Consider the following 21890-nt stretch of genomic DNA (forward strand, 5'->3'; position numbering starts at 1 on the left):
CCCATTCGGCCCTCTAATAGAAGCACTTCAAAAGCCTTCGAGCAGACCTGTTCGGAGGCTTTTATTGTTGCATGACTTCACCCAGTCATGCTAGCAAAATGATGAATAGACGGATCGGTAGTACATTAAATACTCTGGTGTATCCGGGGGAGGGCACTCATGAAACAAGAACTTCTGACATCAGCCGGTCTCCTCCAGCAGCCACCGGCATCCGTGGCTGGGGAATTTGCCTCCAAACGAGACAAACTTGCAGCCCGGGGCAATGAGATCATGGGCCAGCGAGCCGACCATGACAAACTGGTTGGCCGGGACAACCGCGATATGGCCCGGGACAACAATAGAAATTTCGCCCGATTCATGCAGGCCCAATTCGCGAACTACAATCCCGAGGTCATGGTCGAAACGGTCCTGTGGGTCTTCCAGGCCTATCGATCCCACGGCTTCAAAACAACCTACTGGGCCGCCAATCTGAATATCTGGATGGACATGCTCGAGGATGAACTCTCCCCTCAGGGATTCGAAGCCGTCTCACCATTTTACGAATGGCTCATCGTGAATATTCCTGTTTTTACCCAACTCTCCGATGAAGCCCTTGCCCATGCCGATGAGTGATACCCGCATACAACCCGCTGCCGCAGTTTCCCCCCATGGATCCCTGATCAAGCGATCCCTGTATCAGGATTACCTTGAAGCACTGCTTCAGGGTAACCGCCACCGATGCAGTCAGCTGGTCAACAAACTTCTCGACCAGGGCGTTTCCCTGAAAATACTCTACGAAGATCTATTCAAAAAGAGCCTCTATCATGTGGGAGTACTCTGGGAAAACAATCGGATCTCCGTTGCCCGAGAACACCTGGCCAGCTCGCTTACCGAATCTCTGATGACCCGGGTCTACCCCCTTTTGTTCAAAGACATACCCGACCCCAAGGGCTTGGTGATCATTTCCTGTACGGCCAATGAACTCCACCAGATAGGGGGAAAGATGGTCGCGGACCTGCTTGAACTCAACGGATGGGACACCCATTTTCTCGGGGCCAATACCCCCGTGGATCACTTGATTGGCCATATGGACGAAATCAAGCCAGATTTGCTCGGTCTCTCCCTGAGTATCTATTCAAGGTTGCCGGAACTCATCAAGACCATCGAAGCGGTCAAACACCACTATCCGCAGCTGGACATCCTTGCCGGGGGCCAGGCCTTTCTCTGGGGAGGCAAGGAGGTTCTGGACCACTATCCATCCACGACCTACATCCCTTCACTCTCCGCCCTGGAAACGGAATTGTCCGGGAGGATCGATGTTTCCTGATCCCAATTACCAAGCCGACATCGCCGATTACCTGGATACAAAGGCACCGATTCTGTGTATCCTCCTGGATCACCTGGGCACGATCATCCGAATGAATCGTTTTGCTGAAAATGTTTTTGGCCCCGATGTCATGGATAAGCCCTTCAGCGACCTGCTTCTCGATTTCTCGGGAAGTTTCTCCCTGGAGTCCATGAAGACCGACTGGCACAAGGGACAGATGCACAACGTGAATACAGCGAAAGGCTCTCCCAGAACCTTTATTTTCCACTGTTACCCGGGAAGAGACAATCTCCTTCTTCTGGGTCACGAAGACGGGGATGAACTGGAAATGCTTGGACAGGCCCTTGTGGAGGCCAACCAGGAACTGAGCAATCTGACCCGGGAACTCAGTGTCAAGAACAAGGAACTCAACCGGGCGAACAGAAAAATACTTGACCTGACCCGCAGGGACCCCCTCACGGACCTGGCCAATCGGCGTTATTTTGCAGAACGTGCCGCCGAAGCTCTCTCATTGGCCCTGCGCAAAAACGAACCTGTTTCTCTGATCATGACCGACATCGACCATTTCAAGCGTGTCAACGACCGATTCGGCCACGACAAAGGCGATCTGGTTCTCAAGAAATATGCTGACCTGATGCAGAAAAATACCCGACACGAAGACCTTGTAGCCCGATTCGGCGGGGAGGAATTCATCATCCTTCTCCCGTTTACAGATACGAAACACGCCACGGATCTGGCTGAAAGGATCCGCACTAAACTCGAACAAGCGGATTTTCTTGAAAACGGCTACAGAGTGACAGCCAGTTTCGGAGTGGCTGAATACCTGGCAGGTGAAGATATCGAAACGACCATCAAGCGTTCGGACCAAGCCCTGTACACGGCTAAGGATACCGGGCGCAACCGAATCGTGATGGCAGATTCTCACGAGATCACGAACAGTTCCTCATGAACGGGACAACGGAAAAGAAGAGTCCTGGCTACCAGGAGTTGGATTCAGGTACGATCGTGAGCCGACTATACTCCGGATCCATCGGCTTGACCTCTCCGACACAAACGGCAAGGGCTTCACGTTCCAGAAGCATGGCCACGGCCCTGTCCACCTTGTCGGGGGGAACACTCAGAATCAGCCCCCCGGACGTCTGGGCATCGAACACCAGATCCACCAGCAGGGTATCACACCCCTTGGCCACCTGAACCAGCGAGGAGCAGAAGGTTCTGTTGGCAAAGCTGCCCGCCGGGATCATGCCCATACCGGCCAGCTCCACGGCCTCGGGAATGAACGGGATGTGCGCCAAAGAGAGCTCCACACGGACATTGGAGGCCCGGGCCATTTCCAGCAGATGCCCTCCCAGTCCAAAGCCGGTGACATCCGTGGCTCCGATAAGGCCCAATTCCTGAATTACCTCGCCCCCCGCCTTGTTGAGCATTCCCGCCCACCTATAGAGCAACTCTTCAAAATGATCGGCTCCGTCCCAACCGGCCTTGAGTCCGGTGGCCAGAACACCTGTCCCGATGGGTTTGGTCAGGATGAGCCGGTCACCGGCGCGCAATCCCTTGTTGGAGGCGAAACCATCCGGATCGACAATGCCTGACACGGCCAGACCATACTTGGTTTCCTCATCCTCGACACTGTGTCCGCCCGCCAAAACCGCTCCTGCCTCCCGGATCTTGTCCATGCCACCGTGAAGAATTTCTCTGAGCATTTCCTTGGGGTATTTTTTGATCGGAAAACAGACGATATTCATGGCCGCATACGGAACCCCGCCCATGGCATAGACATCGGACAAGGCATTGGCCGCAGCGATCTGCCCGAACCAGTAGGGATTGTTTACGATGGGGGTGAAAAAATCCACGGTCTGCACCAGGGCCTTGCCAGGAGGAAACCTGAGAACGGCCGAGTCCTCGTTGTCCGCCACGCCGGTGAGCAGACGGTCATCCTGTTGAGCCAGACAATCCGCCAAAACCTCCTCCAGGTCCCCTGGAGAAATTTTGGCCGCTCAACCGGCTGCCTTGACGGATTTGACCAGTTCTATCTTTTCCATTTCATCTCCTTATGTGCTGTCATCCATCAGATCCTGAGCACCTTGTCGGCAAACTGCATACTGGTGACCACATCGAGCATATTTGTTGTCTCTCCGACACGTTTTTTCTCCAGCAGATCGAAGAAATCCAGACAGGTGCCGCAGACCAGTATGGAAACCCCCTTTTCCTCGAGTTCCTGAAGTCGCTTGAGCACCGGACTTCCCTCAATGGCCAGCTTGACCGCCCCGTTTAACAAAATGATCCGCCAGAGTTCCTCGCCCAGTTCGGGCAGAACGCTGATCAGATTCTGCATGAGTTTGTCGCCCAGAACATCGTCACCCGTGCCCACATAGGGCGAGGTGATGAACACCAAAGTCTTGTCCTCCCGGTTCGGTTCCCTGTTCCGGATGTCACGGCCGGGCAGGACCGCCTCTTCGCCCGTGGGTACCTCTCCCGGACGAGCCGTGATCTTCCAGACGGAACCCTCCTTGTCCGCAGCAACGACCTCATATCCTTTGACTCCCAGGAAACGGGTCACATTCTCCTTGGCCGCATCATTGTCGACCAGGACGCTCAATTCGATCCCGGGGTTGTCTTCAATGGCTTGCTTGCATTTCAAGACAGGCTGGGGGCAAGGCAATCCCTGACATTTCAGGGTGGAAACACTCATGATGGGCAACTCCTTGTTCGCTCGTGAAAAAGCCGTACTTTTTCGATATCCAGTGGACGGCGGGCAACGGATGGCACTATGGAACCTGGATAGAAAAAAATCCAATAGATAATCCTGATGATCCTTTGCCTTCTCTATGAAAAAAATCTATACACTCTCACAGGCTGCCGACCACAGATGATCATCCCGCTTACGAGGCATCCGCCAGGCCATCTCCTATTTTCCAAATCATTACGCTTGTGATCCGCAAGAAAGATTCTGATGGATCAAAGGATTGTTGATGTCCATCATGGCATGTGATAATTGGAACATATACTTTATTTTGTACTATTTACTTGCTTAAAAAATATTTCTTGATTAAACACACTAAAGCTATTGATAATTTTTCTCAACAATCAACCAACAAGGAGGCTGTATATGGCGGATGAAAAACCCATAGGCTGTGCTCGCCCTACTGGCGGCGTGGTTGGAGAATCCCCCAAAAAGAAGGAAGCCCCTGCACAACCAGCATCTGAACAAGGAGCAATCAATATGGTCAGAGTCGGCAAGAAAGCACCGGATTTCAGCGCACCCGCCTATTACAAGGGCGAATTCACCTCTGTCACCCTGTCCGATTATCTGGGCAAATGGGTGGTTCTCTGCTTCTATCCCGGTGATTTCACCTTTGTCTGAGCCACGGAAATCTCGGCGGTCGCCGAGAAGCAGGCTGAGTTCGAAAAACACGGGGTTCAGGTACTTTCCATGAGCGTGGACAGTGTATTCGTCCACAAGATGTGGGTGGATAACGAGCTTTCCAAAATGGTCACCACCAAGACGGTACCCTTTCCCATGCTCTCCGACGGCGGCGGCAATGTGGGCAAGGCCTACGGCGTGTACGACGAAGAAGGTGGCGTGGATATCCGGGGACGATTTCTCATCGATCCCGACGGCATCATCCAGGCCATGGAAGTGCTCGCCCCGCCTGTGGGCCGGTTCGTGCCCGAGACCCTGCGTCAGATCCAGGCCTTCCAGCTTGTCCGCGAGAGTAAGGGAACCCAGGCCACGCCGTCCGGCTGGATGCCCGGCAAGCCCACCCTCACCCCGGGTACCGACCTGGTCGGCAAGGTCTGTGATGTCTGGACCGTGGACAAGGCCTTTGATTAGACCCGATACCGGGTAACATACCGTTTGCTCCACACCGGAAAGGGATTGAACCTCGGTTCAATCCCTTTTGTATTCTGTCGAGTCCTGATAAAAAAACTGTCACTTTTTGAGCCCGATTTTCACTCTTTACTGTCATCCCGGCGTAGGCCGGGATGACATGTTGTGTGTCCGACTTCCGACCTTTTCCCCCGTCTTACCTAAAACTTACCACCTACAACTTAAAACCCTTCTACCCCATAACCACCCGATTCCGCCCGCCATCTTTGGCTTCATACAAACAGTCATCCGCCCGCTTGATGGTTTCGTCCATGGTCTCTCCCTGCTCATGCTGGACCACTCCGAGACTCAGGGTGACGGTCAGGGTATCGTTGATCACGGTCTGCTCCATGGTCGATCGGATCCGTTCGGCCACCTTGCCGGCAACATTCATTGTGGTCTCAGGCAGAAGCAGCAGGAATTCCTCACCGCCCCAACGGGCAAAGATATCAGTCTCCCGGATCTTTTCACCCGTTTTGGCAACCACTTCCTTGAGCACCGTATCACCCACATCATGTCCCCACGTGTCGTTGACATTCTTGAAGTGGTCCAGGTCGAACATGATCACTGAAAAAACCGAGTCGTAGCGATGGTGTCTGTTGATCTCCCGAGTGAAATACTCTTCCAGCTTCCATCGATTCAGGATGCCGGTGAGTTGGTCCCTGGTGGCCAGATTTTCCAGCTCAGCGGTCTGTTCGTCGATGATCTCCCTGAGACGTTTACTCCCAAAATGCCATCCCATAATAAGAAGCGCCTGCAGAATGATGAGACTGCCAACTGCGATAATGATATTATCCCGCACGCGAGCCTTGAACGCCGTCCATCTGGGGGTGATGTCCCGCCACGCCAGAACGCTCCCCACATCGGGCAACTCGGGTTGGAGCTTGCCCCGGTAATCCCGGAGAGAAAACAGGGCCACCTGGTAGTGCAATCCGTTCAGTTCAACCATCCCGCAATCCAGTGTTCCTGAATCACTTCCCTTGCCCTTGGACAGAGCCTTGTCCAGAAGATTCTTGGTCAGACCCAGGGGACGGGTGGAATCCTCGATAAACAAGGAACCTGCCCGGCTGAACGGGCCGAATCTGTCGGCCACAAATGCATTCCACATGTTTTTTTTCACATGATCGTCAGTCAGCAGAACGGCAAACTCAGTGGCCACTGACTCGCTCAGAACATCCAGGAGAAACGAAAACGAGGTACCGGCCTCCAGGGCACCGACATGCAGCTCCTCGCCCGACTCGGGATTGGTGACGAATACCGGAACAACCCCGCGTATTCCCGAATAGACCCTGCCGGTTTCGAATCCCCTGGTGGGCTTGAGCAGGGCATTGGCATCCACAATGGTATACCTGACATGGTCCATGTTGTCGCCGTACTTGTCCGGTTTATGGACCCGCAGGAACGACGTGGACCCGGGTCCGAAATGAAAATGCAGCTGCCTGACATCATAATTGTCATGCATGACATCCCAGCTGTGCCTGACACTTTCAAACAATGCCGTGCGGATCTGTTTGACCTCGGGTGCATCGTAATCGTTGTCGTTTCTGTTCAGGGTTTTTCGAGCTTCAAGAAAAAGATGCTGAATGGTCGGATCATTCCCCACATAGGTGGCGATCTGCTGCATGGCGATGGATTTTTCCTCGAGAGCAAGCTCGAAGATATCGCGCGTTCCCTCGGCCCAGGAACACATACTGTTGTTCAGGTCTTCCTTGTTCGAACTATAGATGATCACGACGAACACGCAATGGGTCACAACAAGAAGCACGGAGAAGAGGATGAGGTAGCGGTTGTTTTTCATGATCCCGAAAGGTTTGATTGTTTCGTGAAAAAGGACGTTACCTGCACAGTCAGGGCACTCTTGTTCTCATGCAAGTACCTGAAATATAATGACCGGCGAGAGAGTTTCAAACCGTCCTCAGCGGGGCAAGTCGGCCTTAAGAACAAATCAGCCCTGCCTGCAAAGCGGTTCGGGCTTGCCTGTCATGCGCCCCCGAAGTATGGAAACGCCCAGATAGACGAGGGGGGTATCCAGCACGGCAATGACCATCTTGGCAGTCCATTGGCCGATGATGATGGGAACGACGGGCAGCGTTCCGTAAAAGGCCAGACTGATGAAAATGGTGGAGTCAAGGAGTTGAGAAAGGGCCGTGGACAGATTGTTGCGCAACCAGAGATGTTTACCGCCCGTTGTTGCCCGAAGAAGATGGAACAACCAGACGTCATTGGTCTGGCTGACTCCATAGGCGACCAGGGAGGCGAGCACAATACGCGGTGTGATCCCGAAAACCGTGTCAAAGGCGGCCTGCTCGATCCAGAAAGGCGCCGAAGGCCAGTGAAGGGCCAGGGATGAAAGAATCATGGCCGCCGAAAGGGCTACGAATCCGCACCGAACCACCTGGGTAGCCCGCTGCTTGCCCCATATCTCGCTGATGATGTCCGACACGGCAAAGGTGATCGAATACGCCAGCACGCCGGCCGGCACGTACAGACCGAAAAAGTCCACTATCTTGCCGGATATCACCGCGGCAATAACCAGGCCTCCCACAAAGAGCCCCACCAGCAGGGTATACACCCCTTGTTCGTTGTCATACATACTATGCTTCCTCATTTGGATAAACAGTCCAAAAAATAATCCGCTCAGGGAAAACAGTCCCAGGCGGCGCCTCACACCAAAAAACATTCTGGCCATAAATTGCCGGAACGTCCGAAAAAAGTCAAAACCAAGGAGCTCTCCATGTCAATCAGCAAAAGCTGTGATAAAACCGATCACCTCAAAATCCTGGGTCAGGGCGGGGAAACCACCTACGTCCAGGAAGGCCCCCACGCCGGGATCATGGAAACCTTTCCCAACAACTTTCCCGAACGCCCCTATCTCGTGAGCATCGAATTCCCGGAATACACCTCCCTGTGTCCCAAAACCGGACAGCCTGATTTCGCGACGATCATCGTGGAATATATCCCGGGCGAGAGAATTGTGGAGTCCAAAAGCTTCAAGCTGTACATGTTTGCCTACCGGAATCACCAATCGTTTATGGAAACCATCACCAACCAGATTCTCGAGGACATGATAACGGCCCTCGATCCCCTGTGGGTTCGGGTCAAGGGACTCTTCTCCCCGCGCGGGGCAACCGGACTGCATGTTTTTGCCGAATATTTCAAAGCGGACCATTCCCTTGAATCCCGTGTCCGGGAAACGGTCAGGGAGTGGAAAATGGAGTGCGGACGCCACTTGGCCTGATCCACAGATTCGGGAGGCACACATGAAGATCGAGCTCATCCAGGGAGACATCACCCGGGCAGAGGTGGACGCCATTGACAACCCGTCTTCATCCCGTCTATCAGTATCCTTCGCTGGGGGAGTTTTTTACTGAGAGTCCTTTCTGGACGACCCTTTGAACCTGATCCGGGCAATGCCGGCGTAGGGAAGCGGCACGTGGACAGATGTATGCCCTGTTCATGCAGGATCATCCACGGGATTATCTCTGGCCGCCCTTCCTTCCCGGAAGCGGCGGCTTTTTTCATGCCTGGAGATCATGACCATGGAGCATGAACAGTGAATACACGATGTGCGCGGGAAAAATATTGTGGAGGTCCCTCTTCAGACGGATTGATCAGCCGATTCGGCCCGGCCTGGGTTATCAGCGCCGTGGCAGCCGGACCGGCAACCATGGCCTCGGTGGCCATTGCCGGGGGTACCTTTGGCTATGCCTTTTTATGGGTTGTTGTTTTGAGCGGATTTTTGGCCTTTATCAACCAATACATGGCTGCCAAGACCGGGATCATTGCCGGCAAGGGGATCATCCGGATCGTGGAGGAACAATGGGGAAAGGGCTGGGCACGAGTACTGATGGTCGATGCCCTGCTTGCCACATGGCTGGCGGCAGCGGCCCTGATGAAGGCATTGGTGGGGGCGACCGGACTGGTGACCGGTATGTCCACTCCCTTGTGGGGACTGTTCTGGGCCGGATTTCTGGGATTTCTGCTCGTTCGGGGCGGATATCGTCTTCTTGAAAAGGTGAGCAAGGGCCTTGTCGCTCTGGTGGTTTGCTGTTTCATGATCACCGCAATCACCATCAAGCCGGATCTGACCGCCATGGCTGCCGGGCTCGTTCCGAGCTTTCCCGACAAGGAAGGGGCTGCCCTGATGATGGCCGCGATCATGGGCGGGGCCGTGCACATCACCATCATTGCCATGCACAGTTATACCGTGAACCAGCGGGGATGGACCCCAAACAATCTCCCTCTGGCAGCCCTGGACACGTTTTTGAGCATGTTCGTGGCCTTTGGCCTGTACAGTACGGCCATCTTCATCACCGGTGCGGCCTGGCTGCATCCCCGAAACATTGCAATCAGGACCGTCTTTGACCTGGCCGATGCACTCACTCCGGTCCTTGGTCCCTTTGCCGGGCCGATCTTCCTCACCGGCCTGTTTGCCGCCGTGCTTTCAACCATCACCCCGACCTTCATGGCCGGCGGTTTTTTTCTGGCCGATGCCTTGGGGTGGGACAAAAAGGGCACGGATACCCGTTTCAAAAAAGCCATCCTCGTTGGCTGTCTGGTCAGCCTGGCAGGCCCTCTGCTTCCGGGCGGATGGTTGATCATGCTCGTGATCATGCTGGCCCTGGGACTGTGCGGAACCCCTCTGATCATCGCCATGAATCTGATCCTGCTGAATACCAGATCCTGGGCCGGTGAGCACAGAAACGGTTTCATGGTCAATCTGCTCGGGGTGATCAGTCTGGTGCTGACGACCTTTCTGGCCGGACGATGGGTCATGGTCAAATGCGGGATGGTATAGATGCAACCTTGCAATACTCCTGACAAACTGATCGGCAGCCGGATCCTTATCACCGGAGAGGTCAACACGGGCAAGACCACCCTGACCGGCTTGTGGGCCGATCAGATCTGGAACCATCTGGACATGCCTTGTGTTGCGGTTATGGATATGGCGCCGACAATCCCTCCTGATCTGTCACGACAAACCGGGACAGGAGCTGTCGGCGGCCATGTCATGTTCAATGCGTTCATCCCGGACCTGCTCTTTAGGGGCGACATCCATCCCCCCAGAATGCTGGGTGGTTCTCCCGAACACATTCTTGCCCTGGCTCTGGAAAACAAAAAACGCATCGAAACCTGGTTTGCAGACATTCTGGCGCACGATCGGGTGGATCTTCTGGTAATCAACGACATGAGCATCTATCTTCAGGCCGGAGAAATCGACAACCTGGCCCCGGTGATCCATCACGCCCACACCGTCATTGCCAACGGCTACATGGGAAAAACCCTGGGCACGGACACGCTGAGCCAAACCGAACAACTCGCCATGAACAGAATCGCCCGGATCTTCCAGCACCAGGTGAGGCTGACGAAAATCCTTATCTGACAACTTCTCTGTTCTCCAACCTTTCCCTATGGTTCCCCGCTTCACGGGAGGATTCCCAAAAACAAGTTGTCATTTCTATGATTTTTTTCCTGCGCACTGCGCCCTGCGTACTGCGCACTTTTTTCCCGTCTCCCTTTCTCCCGTCTCCCTTCTTCCGTCCTTTACTCCGTACCCTTCGATGCGTAGTCTGCCGCGTTTGTCCAATCCCCAACACGGCAGGCATGCATGCGCATCTATTTTCTTCTGGTCGCCTCGGTCTTCATCTGGGGCGCGACCTGGATTTCCGGGCGGATTCTGGCCCAGGACATGGGGCCGTTTTCAGCGGCGTTTCTACGTTTTCTGGCAGCTTCAATCTTTCTTTTTCTCTGGTCCTGCCGGATCAACCGGCGGATTCCCTCCTTTAAAAAAGAAGAGTTCCCCGGATTGCTCCTGTTGGGGGCAAGCGGGGTCTTCAGCTACAATTTCTTCTTCTTTTCCGGCCTGCAGACCGTTGCCGCCGGTCGGGCCGCCCTGATCATCGCCTGTATTCCCGTAATCATCTGTCTGGCCTCGGCCCTGATCTTCAAGGAACCGCTGACCCGGAAAAAAATTCTGGGCACACTGCTCTCCGTGATCGGGGTCTCCATTGTTCTGGCCAAGGGCAATCCTCTGGTTCTTTTGCAATCGCCCCTTTCTTCAGGCGATCTGTTCATTCTTGGATGCGTTGTGAGCTGGGCGGTCTATTCCCTGGCCGGCAATCGGGTCATGCGCCGAATCAATCCCCTGGAAGCCGTGACCTGGTCCTGCATTATCGGAGATATTCTTCTGCTTCCCTTTGCCCTTTACCACGGACTGCTCCAGGACATCGCCAACGCATTGCCCAGGGATTGGGGACACATCCTTTTTCTCGGGGTCATTGCCACGGGGCTGGCCTTTACCTGGTACTACCAGGGCATCAAGACCATCGGGCCGGCCCGGGCCGGGATTTTCATCAATCTTGTTCCGGTCTTTGCCGTGATTCTCGGGTTCATTGTTCTCAGCGAACCCATCTATCTTTCCCTGCTTGGCGGAGGCGCGCTTACCCTCACCGGAGTCTGGCTGACCAATAGATAGCCGAATCTTTTTCAAGGAGTTGTTCCCAAAAAGGCCTGAAAAACATCCTTGCAACTCCGGGAATCGATATGTAGGGGCGGGCGTGACGCCAAGACACATTTCAATTCAGACAACGCCTTGTTGTGATCAATCCGGCCTTGTTCGTGCCGTTTTGATTTCTGATTTTCTTCTGGTACGACCCTGTTATGAATATTTCCCAAGAACTCAATAATCGTCGGGAACGACGTCTCAATCACAAGGAGCGGGCGAAACGACGCCTGGAACTTCCCGCCTGGGCCAAAATCCGCAGACTGGCGGTGACCCAGCTCATGGTCTTTGTCGGGGCGGTCCTGTCGGCCGGAAGTTACGTGCTCTTCCAGGTTCCTTTCAAATTGGCGGCTGGCGGACTCAGTGGTCTGGGAATCATCGTCAATCATTACACAGGATTTCCTGTCGGGATATTTTTTCTGGTCATGAACCTTCCCTTGCTCGTGTGGGGATATTTTCAGCTGGGAAAATGGCCTTTTGTCTTTTCCACCCTTGTGGCGGTTGTGGCCTTCTCCTTTGGGGCCGATCTGTTCAATCACATGCTCCCTCTGGTGATTCATCCCTACCCGATCACCAATGACATGCTGCTGGCGGCCATTTACTCGGGTATCCTCTATGGATTGGGCATGGGACTCATCTACCGGGCAGGGTCATCCATCGGAGGGACGAGCATTCCCGCCCGAATCCTGCATCGCAAGACAGGATTTCCCATGAGTCAGGTGGTCATGTTCACGGACGTGGCCGTCATCGCCCTGGCAGGAATCGTCTTTGAATGGGAACTCGCCCTGCTCGCGTTTTTGACGCTCATGCTTTCGGGCATAGTTTCTGATTTTGTTATCGAGGGGGCAAGTCAGTTCCGTACCGCTGTCATCATCACCAAGCAGCCGGAAATCGTTCGATGGGGACTGATGAAGGAACTGCACCAGGGGGTAACCATGTGGGACAGTACAGGCGGGTATACCGGTGAGAAAAGAAACGTGCTCTATTGCATGGTCCGCAGGTCTCAGGTCGGTGACCTCAAGCACGCCATGGCTCGTCTCGATCCGGATGCCTTTATGGTTATCGGCATTGTTCAACAGGCCTGGGGTGGATTCGGTCATAGATCGCTCCGGCAACAATAGCTTCCTTTCGGGTACCGCACAAACAAGCAGGGGCGAACCACTGGTTCGCCCCTGCTTGTTTGTGCGGCCAAGAGACCTGTCTTCATCCGCTGTTTTCAGACTTCCAACACCCTTTTCACAAGCCTGTTCAACTCGCTGATCCTGTACGGCTTGCGCAGGAATCCGGCCAGTTCCCGGATCCACTTGGTGTCTCCATCCTCCATGTTCGCGAATCCCGAGGCAATGATCACCCTGCACGCCGGGTCAACCTCCTTCATCCGGGTAAAGGCCTCGTGGCCGTCCATCTCCGGCATGCGCATATCCATGACAACGACATCTATCTCCTGATGCCTGGCTGCAAAGACATCCACGGCCTCCTTGCCGTTGGCCGCGCAAATGACCCTGTATCCCATGTCCTCGAGCAGCGTTTGCTCTGTGATCAGGATGGATTCCTCGTCATCGACCAGAAGAATGGTCCCGCTTCCGGTCATGTGCGTTTCCTGAACTTTTTGAACACATTGCGGCTCCTCGACGCAGGGAAGCAGGATCTGAAAGGTGGTCCCTTTTCCCGCCTCGCTTGCAACCAATATCTCGCCGTGATTCCCGGTGATGGTTCCATAGACCGCCGCAAGCCCCAGTCCGGTGCCCTTGCCTTGTGGTTTGGTGGTAAAAAACGGTTCGAACAATTTGTTCACATTTTCGACCGGAATCCCGATTCCGGTATCGCTGACCCGGATCTCCACATAACGCCCCGGGTTGAGCTCAAAGGAGCTTGTCGCGCAATATTCGCGATCCAGGTCGACATTGCGGGTCTCGATGCGCAGTTCTCCCCCCGTGGGCATGGCCTGGATACCGTTGAGCAACAGATTGAGAAAGGCGTTCTGGAGGGCCGAACCATTCCCGTGAACCCATGCATGATCGGCCTGTTTACGAACAGTGATCATAATCCGTTTGTCAATGGTGCTGCCGATGATGGCCAGGGTATCATCCATGATCTCATGCAGGTCCACATCCGTGGTCACCAGCCCCTCCTTGCGTCCAAAGGCAAGCAGTTTCCAGGTCAGATCCTTGGCCCGGGAAGCCGACTGCAGGATGAGATCGAGATACCGATCCCTGTCTTCCACACCCAGTCCCCCACCTTCCTTGAGCAGCTCCGTCGCCCCGACGATTCCGCTGAGCATGTTGTTGAAATCATGAGCCACCCCGCCGGCGAGCTGGCCGATGGCCTCCATTTTCTGACTCTGACGAAGCTGTTCCTGAAGAGTCCGTTCCTCGGTGACGTCCCGAAAAACCAGCACCACTCCGAGAATCTCCCCTGCGTCCGAACGGATGGGGGCTCCGGAATCCGCGATCTGATATTCCCGGCCGTCTCTGGCGACAAGAACGGTATGATACGCCAGCCCGACAATCTGATTGGTTTCCAGCACTTTTTCCACCGGACTCTCGAGAGGCTCTCGGGTATGCGCATTGATGATGGTGAAAACGCTCTGCAAAGGCTTGCCCACGGCCTCTTCAGATTGCCAACCGGTCAGTTTTTCAGCGACCAGATTCATCCGGGTGATATTCCCCTCGATGTCTGTGGCAATCACTCCGTCACCGATGGAATCAAGGGTAACCCGCAGATTTTCCTCGTTGCGATGCAGATTTTCAAGGGCCTTGTCCCGTTCGGCAATAAAACGGGCCTGCTGCACATTGATATAGGCCGTGGTCGAAAGCTGATTGGCCAGGGTGAAAAGCATCTGGGTGATTTTCTTGAATCGTTCATGGGACATAGACGGAACTTCGTAGAATGCGCGAACGGCGTCCTCTTCGTCGGCCCCGATTTCCCGCGCATAGGCACGGATGCTCTCCTCGTTCTGCGTCTCGTCACGGATCTGCCCGGCAAGCCAGCAGGCAATATGAGTACCCCCTACGGTGATCGAGGCACCCGCATCCCACAGCCCGCAACTCTTGCACGGCAGAACGGTTGTCCCCTCCCTGTTGATCCGGCCAAGAAGGGCGTCGGAACGTTTGCAATTGTCCAGCCCCTTCTCGGTCTTGCGCACAATGTCTGCGCACAACCGGGTGAAATTGCTCGGCCGGGTCAGCGGGGTTCCATCGGGTTTGCAGATCAGGGATGCCAGACCGGTCGCTGCTGAAAATTCATCCTGCAGCTGCTGGATCTCCTCCAGACTGAACAGGTCCTCGAAACAGATCTCTCCTGTCTGCTCCAAGGGACGGGTGAGCGCGACCAGCCGTTTCTGAAGCGCCAATTCCATCTGCTTGCGTTCGCTGATGTCGGTGATAAATCCCTCGATGCACACCAGGTTGTCCGCAGTGTCGAAGATGCCGCATCCCTTTTCCCAGACCCACCTGGTCCCGCCAAAGGCTGTCTGTATCTCGTATTCGAGCTCAAAGGGTTCATGCTCCGCTATTTTTTGCAGGCACTCCTTACGGATCGTTTCCCTATATGCCGGTACAATGAGATCGTTGAAGGAAAAGCGGCTGTTTTTCAGGATATCAGCAGCCGGGTATCCGGTCAGGTCCAGACATCCCCGGCTGATAAACTCCATGGTCCAATTCTTGTCATTGAGACATCGATAAACCATGCCGTTGAGGTTGCTCAAAAGTGTTGCATGACGCTGATTCTTTCGATGAAGCGCTTCCGAGGTCTTTTTGATCCGGGTTATATCCGTATGCGTTCCGATTATGCGGGTAGCCCTTCCCTCACTATCCCGCGCAACAGCCTTGCCCCGGCCGAGTATCCATCGCCAGTGGCCATTCTTGTGCCGCATGCGGAATTCGATGGAAAAGACATCGCTTCGTCCTTCCAGACAATCCTGATTCGCCTGTAATGCGGTCTCGCAATCCTCGGGGTGGATGAGGTCCCTCCAGGCATTAACATGCGCCGGGACTTCCGTTCCCTCATAGCCGAGAATGGCTGCATAGGCAGGGCTGTAATAGGTCTCTCCGGTGACCACGTTCCAGTCCCAGAGACCGTCCCTTCCCGCCTCCATGGCCAGCTTGAAACGTTCCTCGCTGAGGCGAAGGGATTCGCGCATCCGGAATTGTTCGGTAACGTCTCGGAATACCATCACGACACCATGGATGATTCCGGTGTCATCCCGAAGGGGAGCGGTCGTCTGGTCTATATGAAATCTGGTTCCATCCCTGGATACAAGAATGACCGAATCATCTCCTTCCACATGCTTACCGGTTTGTAAGACCTGCATGACCGACAAGGAAATCGGGTTTCCATTCTCCATGTCCATAATGGGGAAGATTTCATCGAGATGGCGGCCCAGAATCTCTTTGCGCTCCCACCCTGTCAGGCGTTCGGCAACCAGATTCACATCCGTAATTCTCGCCTGCGTGTCTGTGGTCAGTACACCTTCCCACATGGAATTGAGAGTGATGCGCAGGCTTTCCCGATTTTCTGCGAGCTGCTTTGTGGTCCGGGCGACCTTTTTCTTGAGCTGCCAATTCCAAAGAGAGATGCCGCCGACAAGAAAAACCAGGAATACAACCCCCATGGCAGCATAACGCACGGTACGCTGATAGTCCTGCATAGTCGGCTCGTACACGCCCAGCCATCTGTCGTAGATAGCGTCATATTCTCCGGAATCCTTGATGATGCTCAATCCTTCATTGAGCACCGCCAAAAGGTCTGATCGTCCTTCGGGAACGGCAAAACAATATCCCCGTTGCAGAATGGGTTCACCAACCGGGATCACATCGGTCCAGTCCTGTTCATGAATGACCACCATGGCCTGAAGGCGGGGGAGGAGAGCGCAGTCCCCCCTGCCCTGTCTGAGATCACGCAGAGCATCGGCAACGGTATCTACCGCAATGACGTGTTCAACATCTTCAAGTTTATGCACATAGTCATGTCCGGTTCCACCCTGCTGCACGAGAACGGTCTTTTTGGAAATATGGTGCAAAGAGGTGATGGAAGAGCCTTTGGGAACAAAGACTGCGAAGGAGGAAATATAATGGGGGATGGAGAAATCGACCAGCCTGTCCCGATCGAGGGATTTGGACATCCCCATGAGGATGTCGATCTCACCCTGTTCGACCTGAGACCGCACCTCGTGCCAGGGGCCCAATTCGATTTTTATCTCAAGCCCCATTTCGCGGGCCACGGCCCGGATCATATCGACGTTGAATCCTGCCGGCTGGCCGGTTTCATCCTGAAATTCAAAGGGATGATACAATACGTCACCGCGAACCTGAAGCACCCGTGCAAAAGAGGATGCCGGCACGAGGCAGAACAGGAGTGAAATACATCCAACAAAGAGAACGGCGGTTTGGTATTGTTGCTTCATGGATGCGTACGCGGTAGATTGTGTATGAAAATTGCCGACAGTTCACATTTTGTTCCTCTGTAGGCTTATCAGGGGATAATGTCCACACTATTCAGGAATTGCATCATCACTATGAATTATCTCCCCTGAACGTTTTCTGCCCTGAACCATGCTCGTCGGATCGAGTCCTCTGATCCGTATCAGCTCAGAGATGGTTTGACTTGCTGAGGCATCCGTCTGTAGACAGGATTACCCATATACACACGGCAGTTGAGACGGTTGCATACCTGTCAGGTGAGGAGAAAAAAAATGCATGCACAGGGTTTGATTCTTTTGTCCGGCATTCTGCTGGCCGGAATGGGATGTCAGTGGATCGCCTGGCGGATGAAGCTGCCGGCCATCCTGTTTCTCTTGATTTGCGGCATCCTGGCGGGTCCGGTCCTTGGCTGGCTGAACCCGGATGACCTGTTCGGGGATCTGCTCTTTCCGTTCATCTCCCTGTCCGTTGCCGTGATTCTCTTTGAGGGCGGGCTGACCCTCAAATTCCGGGAAATCCGCGGCATCGAGGCGGTGATCCGCAGACTGATCACCTTAGGCATGGCCATCACCTGGCTGATAACAACCCTGGCCGTGCACTGGCTGTTGGATTTTCCCTGGGAACTCGCCTTTCTGTTCGGGGCAATCATGGTAGTCACCGGTCCCACCGTGATCGTGCCCATGCTGCGCAGCGTTCGTCCCAAGGAACATCTGGCCAACATCCTGCGCTGGGAAGGCATTCTCATCGATCCCATCGGTGCAACCCTGGCCGTCCTGGTCCATCAATTCATCGTGACCGAGGCGGCCCAGGGGGAATTGCTGGCCAGCATCACGGTGTTCGGAAAAATCCTGGTCATCGGCTTTGTTCTGGGAGGCAGTGCGGGCTATTTCTTCGGAACCGCCCTGCGTCGCCACTGGGTACCCCTGTATCTGCACAACTTCACCACCCTGGCCCTGGTGTGCGGCATCTTTGCCCTCTCCGACATGCTCGAACCGGAATCCGGCCTGCTTGCCGTAACCGTAATGGGTATCTGGCTGGCCAATATGGCGGATGTCCATCTCGATGAAATCCTCGACTTCAAGGAGAGCCTCAGTCTGGTTCTCATCTCCATGCTCTTCATTGTTCTGGCGGCCCGGCTGGATGGACAGGCCTTTTTGGCCCTGGGATGGTCCTCTCTGGTCGTCTTCGGCATCATCCAATTCGTCTCCCGACCGGTGACCGCCCAGATTGCAGCGATCGGATCGAAACTGACCATGTCCGAACGCCATCTTCTGGCCTGGATCGCCCCGCGCGGCATTGTCGCGGCAGCCATATCAGCCCTCTTTGCCATCCGTCTCGAATCGGCCGGTTTCCCCGAGGCCTCGCAGATGGTCCCCCTGGCCTTTCTGGTGATCATCGGAACGGTTCTGCTCCAGAGTTTGACCGCCGGTCCCCTGGCCCGGTGGCTCAAGGTGGCCGAGCCCGAACCGACAGGGTTTCTCATTGTCGGGGCGGACCGTCTGGCCCGGACCATTGGAGAGGCCCTGCAGAAAAACGGACTCAGGGTCGTGCTGGCGGATCAGGCCTGGGACAATATCAATGCAGCCAATATGCAGGGACTTCGGACCTATTGGGGCAATGTGGCCTCTATCCATGCAGATCGTCATCTCAATCTCAGCGGCATCGGATCGCTTCTGGCCCTCAGCCCGAGCACCGATCTGAACGCCCTGGCCGCAAAGCATTACCGGATGGAGTTTGAGCCCAAGAATATCTATGCGATCCGCAACCAGGAGGAAACAACTCAGGCCATCCAGGAAAAGGCGGCCATCCAGCAGGGCGGTCAGCCGCTTTTTCGGGAAACACTCACCCGGGATGCCTTGTGCGGGTTTCTCTCCGAGGGGGCTGAAGTGAAAACAACCCTTTTGACGGAAAAATTCACCTTTGAGGACTATCTGAAAAAGAGCCGGGAGCACCGTATTCCCTTGTTCGCCATCGATCCCGGAGAGACCATCTACCCGCTGACCCCCAAACAAAAAATCGCGCCTGAAGCCGATTGGAAGATCATCGGCCTTACCCTGAAAAAACCCTTGAGCGAGGAACAGGCCGAGGAGTTTTTACCGGAAGACGCATAAAATGCGTATTCCTGTTTCACCCCTGCAGGACCAAATACCGGACCCAGAAAGGACAGGACGTAAAGCAACCAGCACACGCGAGGAGCAACCCACATGAACACGTCGAAAAAGCACCTCAAACAGCCACCATGGCAGAAAAACTTCGATGGAGAGATCCGACACGTCGGTGTGGAATTGGAAATAAGCGGGCTGCCACTCGATACCCTGGCAAATGACGTCGCAGCATTCCTGGGCCTGAAGGTAAAATCAAAGGGCCGGTACGAGCGACTGCTCACCGGGGATACAGCGGGCGACTGGATTGTCGAGCTCGATTACAATCTGCTCAAACAGCTCGGCCGGGAGCACCGCGAGGCCGGAACCCTGGAAGAGGATTTTTTTCAGGCCACGGAAAAGGTCCTGGCACTGGTCTCCAGACTGCTGGTGCCTTTTGAAATCATCTCCCCCCCGCTCCCCCTGGACCGGCTCGAAGAGGTGGAAACACTTATCAGCCATTTGCGGGAACAGGGTGCCAAGGGCACTTCGGACAGTGCTGTCAACGCCTTTGGCATGCAGTTCAATCCCGAACTGGCCAGCCTTAAGCCCGAACACATCACGGACTGCCTCAAGGCCTTTGTCTGCCTGTACGACTGGCTGTTTGTGCGCGCTGATATCGATATCTCGCGCCGGGCAACCAGTTATGTGAATCCCTTTCCCATCAAATACGTCAAAAAGATCATTCAGGCGGATTACCATCCCGATCTGGCAACCCTGATCGACGATTATCTCGTTGACAATCCGACACGCAACCGCGCCCTGGACATGCTTCCCCTCTTTACCCACCTGGACGAGCAACGCGTTCGCTCCCAGGTGGACGATGTGCTCATCAAGCCCCGTCCCACCTTTCATTACCGTCTGCCCGACTGTGACATCCACAAACCCGGGTGGGGACTTTTCGTGGCCTGGAACGACTGGGTCGAGGTCGAGCGTCTGGCTGCGGACACAAGCCGGTTGCAGGCATGCTGTCTGGCCTATCACGACTATCTTCACAGCCCCCTGTCCCGTCTCTTTGGCGACTGGGCAGCAATCGTGGAAAAAGAATGGCTCGACCGATAATCGCCATCACCGGACCGACTCGCGGAGCCTTCGGCCCCAGGGCATTGGTGGCGCTGGCCGTGCACCTGTACGGGGGAAAACCCCTGCAGCTCAGGCCGGGTGATGAAGGTCGAAAGCATCTGTATCACGGGGTGGTGGTCACAGGTGGTCATGATGTGGAACCGGTGTTGTACGCGGCCGAGCCCGAGATTGAACGGAACTACGACACAGCCCGCGACGCCCTGGAAACCACTGTGATCGACCACGCCCTGACCCGCAATCTCCCGTTGCTCGGCATCTGCCGCGGCGCGCAGCTGCTCAATGTCTGTCGCGGCGGCACATTGCATCAAAATCTGCGGTCGCACCGTCAGAAAACCTCCAATCGATGGACCGTGCTCCCCCTCAAGACTCTGTGTGTGGAAGAGGGTCCGGAAGTTTCAGAGAGCATGCTGGCCGCGCTGCTCAAGCGGGGACGCCTGCGCATCAACAGCCTGCACAACCAGGGCATCGACCGGATCGGCAAAGGTCTCAACGTGGTCGCCCGGGATCTTGACGGCATTGTCCAGGCCATCGAGGACCCTTCCCGCGATTTTCTCATCGGGGTCCAATGGCATCCCGAGTTTCTCCTCTACGCAAGCGGTCAGCGCGCCCTGTTCCACGAACTGGTCAACCAGGCCCGGCGCCTTTGCAGCCAGTGACATTGTTCTGAAGGGATCTAATACCACAATAGATCATACCAACTACCATATCGTTGAAAAATACATTTGAGGATTCAAGAATGATGAATAATTCAAAAAATATTGACAGAAAAAACCATAGATCTCTGCATCTTTATACAGGTATTACCATATTGATACCATCATCGATATGGACGATCGCCCTTCATTTCAAATCAATGCAAAATAATGAAGATATCGCCATCGTCTTGCTCATGGCATCAGTATTTATTTTTCTTTTAGCCTTATATCTTACTCTACAGTGTGCAAAAAAAGATCGTCATATACGATACATAAAAAGCACTCCATTTATCATCTCAGGAATACTGACGAGCATCTTCGGCAGCTTTATGTTCAATGCCAGTGGCTTTGTTACGGAAACATATCTATATGAAATAAATAAAATTTTATTTTTTATTGGCCTACTGGCTTTTTTCTCCGGTCATGCAGTGTTCACATACGGCTGCAGTATATTGGCAATGAATAAAGGAAGACACCCTCAACTGGGCTGGCTCGGAGGCATAGCCGGATTGTTTGGCTTACTCATCCTCTGGGTGATTCCCAAGAAACACCACTAAGATCCAACCGCGACATTCCTCCCAAAAAATCAAAAAAAATCCAGCTTCTAGCTTGTGTCATACATAGATATTATGCTACAGCGCCAAACCATTGAAGGATAATGTCTGACCGAACAGTATCTTAGAATCCGGAAAGCATCAGAGATCCAGACGGGATTTTTTTCAGCACAGCACGTTCCACGGGAATAAAGGGACATCCATGATAAGTAAGTCAAGGGGGAAGACGTAGTTTTCCCATCACCCTCCCGAGTTTTCCTGTTCGGTTGGCTTTTTTTCCCTTACATTCTCACCACTTCTTTTTTTGCTCTTTCTCAG

At 54.3% G+C, this 21890-nt stretch carries 18 protein-coding genes and 1 riboswitch; of the genes, 13 read left to right on the plus strand and 5 right to left on the minus strand.

Annotated elements, in window-relative coordinates:
• Window positions 1–159 precede the first annotated feature (159 nt).
• Genes ACTVJH_RS03795 through ACTVJH_RS03805 form a run of 3 tightly spaced genes read left to right on the plus strand, consistent with a single transcriptional unit; the run spans window position 160 to window position 2255 of the window.
• A complete protein-coding gene (locus ACTVJH_RS03795) occupies window positions 160–612 on the plus strand; it encodes a hypothetical protein (RefSeq protein ID WP_455987622.1) in 453 nt (150 codons plus the stop codon).
• The gene (locus ACTVJH_RS03800) at window positions 599–1306 is read left to right on the plus strand and encodes a cobalamin B12-binding domain-containing protein (RefSeq protein WP_455987624.1); all 708 of its coding nucleotides are present in this window, start codon (window positions 599–601) and stop codon (window positions 1304–1306) included. The genes ACTVJH_RS03795 and ACTVJH_RS03800 overlap by 14 nt, the downstream gene beginning before the upstream one ends.
• Window positions 1296–2255 carry a GGDEF domain-containing protein gene (locus ACTVJH_RS03805; RefSeq protein WP_455987626.1) on the plus strand — a complete coding sequence of 320 codons (960 nt, stop codon included), beginning with the start codon at window positions 1296–1298 and terminating at the stop codon, window positions 2253–2255. Before ACTVJH_RS03800 ends, ACTVJH_RS03805 begins: the two co-directional genes overlap by 11 nt.
• Before the next feature lie 28 nt (window positions 2256–2283).
• On the opposite strand, the gene selD is transcribed toward ACTVJH_RS03805, so the two are convergent.
• Window positions 2284–3348, minus strand: coding sequence for a selenide, water dikinase SelD (gene selD / locus ACTVJH_RS03810; protein WP_455987628.1), 1065 nt, complete (start codon window positions 3346–3348; stop codon window positions 2284–2286).
• A 26-nt stretch (window positions 3349–3374) separates the two neighbouring features.
• A complete protein-coding gene (yedF, locus tag ACTVJH_RS03815; RefSeq protein ID WP_455987630.1) occupies window positions 3375–3998 on the minus strand; it encodes a sulfurtransferase-like selenium metabolism protein YedF in 624 nt (207 codons plus the stop codon).
• A gap of 417 nt (window positions 3999–4415) precedes the next feature.
• Between yedF and prxU the strand changes: the two genes are divergently transcribed.
• On the plus strand, window positions 4416–5141 hold the full coding sequence (gene prxU / locus ACTVJH_RS03820) for a thioredoxin-dependent peroxiredoxin (protein WP_455987632.1): 726 nt from the start codon (window positions 4416–4418) through the stop codon (window positions 5139–5141).
• Window positions 5142–5370: 229 nt separating this feature from the next.
• Here prxU and ACTVJH_RS03825 read toward each other — a convergent pair whose 3' ends face one another.
• Entirely contained in the window at window positions 5371–6975 is a 1605-nt protein-coding gene (locus ACTVJH_RS03825; protein WP_455987634.1) for a diguanylate cyclase, read from the minus strand.
• Window positions 6976–7122: 147 nt separating this feature from the next.
• Window positions 7123–7770 (minus strand): queuosine precursor transporter, encoded by a 648-nt coding sequence (locus ACTVJH_RS03830; RefSeq protein ID WP_455987636.1) that lies wholly within the window; start codon window positions 7768–7770, stop codon window positions 7123–7125.
• 141 nt (window positions 7771–7911) lie between these two features.
• Here ACTVJH_RS03830 and queF point away from each other — a divergent pair, with 141 nt between their 5' ends.
• The 5 genes from queF to ACTVJH_RS03855 all read left to right on the plus strand — a co-directional run bounded on the left by queF (window position 7912) and on the right by ACTVJH_RS03855 (window position 12800).
• Window positions 7912–8415, plus strand: a complete 504-nt coding sequence (queF, locus tag ACTVJH_RS03835; RefSeq protein WP_455987638.1) for a preQ(1) synthase — start codon at window positions 7912–7914, stop codon at window positions 8413–8415.
• 105 nt (window positions 8416–8520) lie between these two features.
• Window positions 8521–8619, plus strand: a riboswitch (TPP riboswitch).
• 111 nt (window positions 8620–8730) lie between these two features.
• Window positions 8731–9975, plus strand: coding sequence for an Nramp family divalent metal transporter (locus tag ACTVJH_RS03840; protein ID WP_455987640.1), 1245 nt, complete (start codon window positions 8731–8733; stop codon window positions 9973–9975).
• A complete protein-coding gene (locus ACTVJH_RS03845; protein ID WP_455987642.1) occupies window positions 9976–10560 on the plus strand; it encodes a hypothetical protein in 585 nt (194 codons plus the stop codon).
• A gap of 225 nt (window positions 10561–10785) precedes the next feature.
• Window positions 10786–11652 carry a DMT family transporter gene (locus ACTVJH_RS03850; RefSeq protein WP_455987644.1) on the plus strand — a complete coding sequence of 289 codons (867 nt, stop codon included), beginning with the start codon at window positions 10786–10788 and terminating at the stop codon, window positions 11650–11652.
• Window positions 11653–11837: 185 nt separating this feature from the next.
• A complete protein-coding gene (locus ACTVJH_RS03855; protein WP_455987646.1) occupies window positions 11838–12800 on the plus strand; it encodes a YitT family protein in 963 nt (320 codons plus the stop codon).
• Window positions 12801–12895: 95 nt separating this feature from the next.
• Here ACTVJH_RS03855 and ACTVJH_RS03860 read toward each other — a convergent pair whose 3' ends face one another.
• Entirely contained in the window at window positions 12896–17083 is a 4188-nt protein-coding gene (locus tag ACTVJH_RS03860; protein WP_455987648.1) for a PAS domain S-box protein, read from the minus strand.
• A gap of 288 nt (window positions 17084–17371) precedes the next feature.
• On the opposite strand from ACTVJH_RS03860, the gene ACTVJH_RS03865 reads away from it, so the two are divergent.
• The 4 genes from ACTVJH_RS03865 (at window position 17372) to ACTVJH_RS03880 (ending at window position 21575) form a co-directional block, all read left to right on the plus strand.
• A complete protein-coding gene (locus ACTVJH_RS03865; RefSeq protein WP_455987650.1) occupies window positions 17372–19210 on the plus strand; it encodes a cation:proton antiporter in 1839 nt (612 codons plus the stop codon).
• Between the two features lie 93 nt (window positions 19211–19303).
• A complete protein-coding gene (locus ACTVJH_RS03870) occupies window positions 19304–20302 on the plus strand; it encodes an amidoligase family protein (protein ID WP_455987652.1) in 999 nt (332 codons plus the stop codon).
• Window positions 20287–20979 (plus strand): gamma-glutamyl-gamma-aminobutyrate hydrolase family protein, encoded by a 693-nt coding sequence (locus tag ACTVJH_RS03875; protein ID WP_455987654.1) that lies wholly within the window; start codon window positions 20287–20289, stop codon window positions 20977–20979. Before ACTVJH_RS03870 ends, ACTVJH_RS03875 begins: the two co-directional genes overlap by 16 nt.
• An 80-nt stretch (window positions 20980–21059) precedes the next feature.
• Window positions 21060–21575, plus strand: coding sequence for a hypothetical protein (locus tag ACTVJH_RS03880; protein ID WP_455987656.1), 516 nt, complete (start codon window positions 21060–21062; stop codon window positions 21573–21575).
• Window positions 21576–21890 lie beyond the last annotated feature (315 nt).

This window comes from Desulfoplanes sp. PS50 (assembly GCF_053851535.1).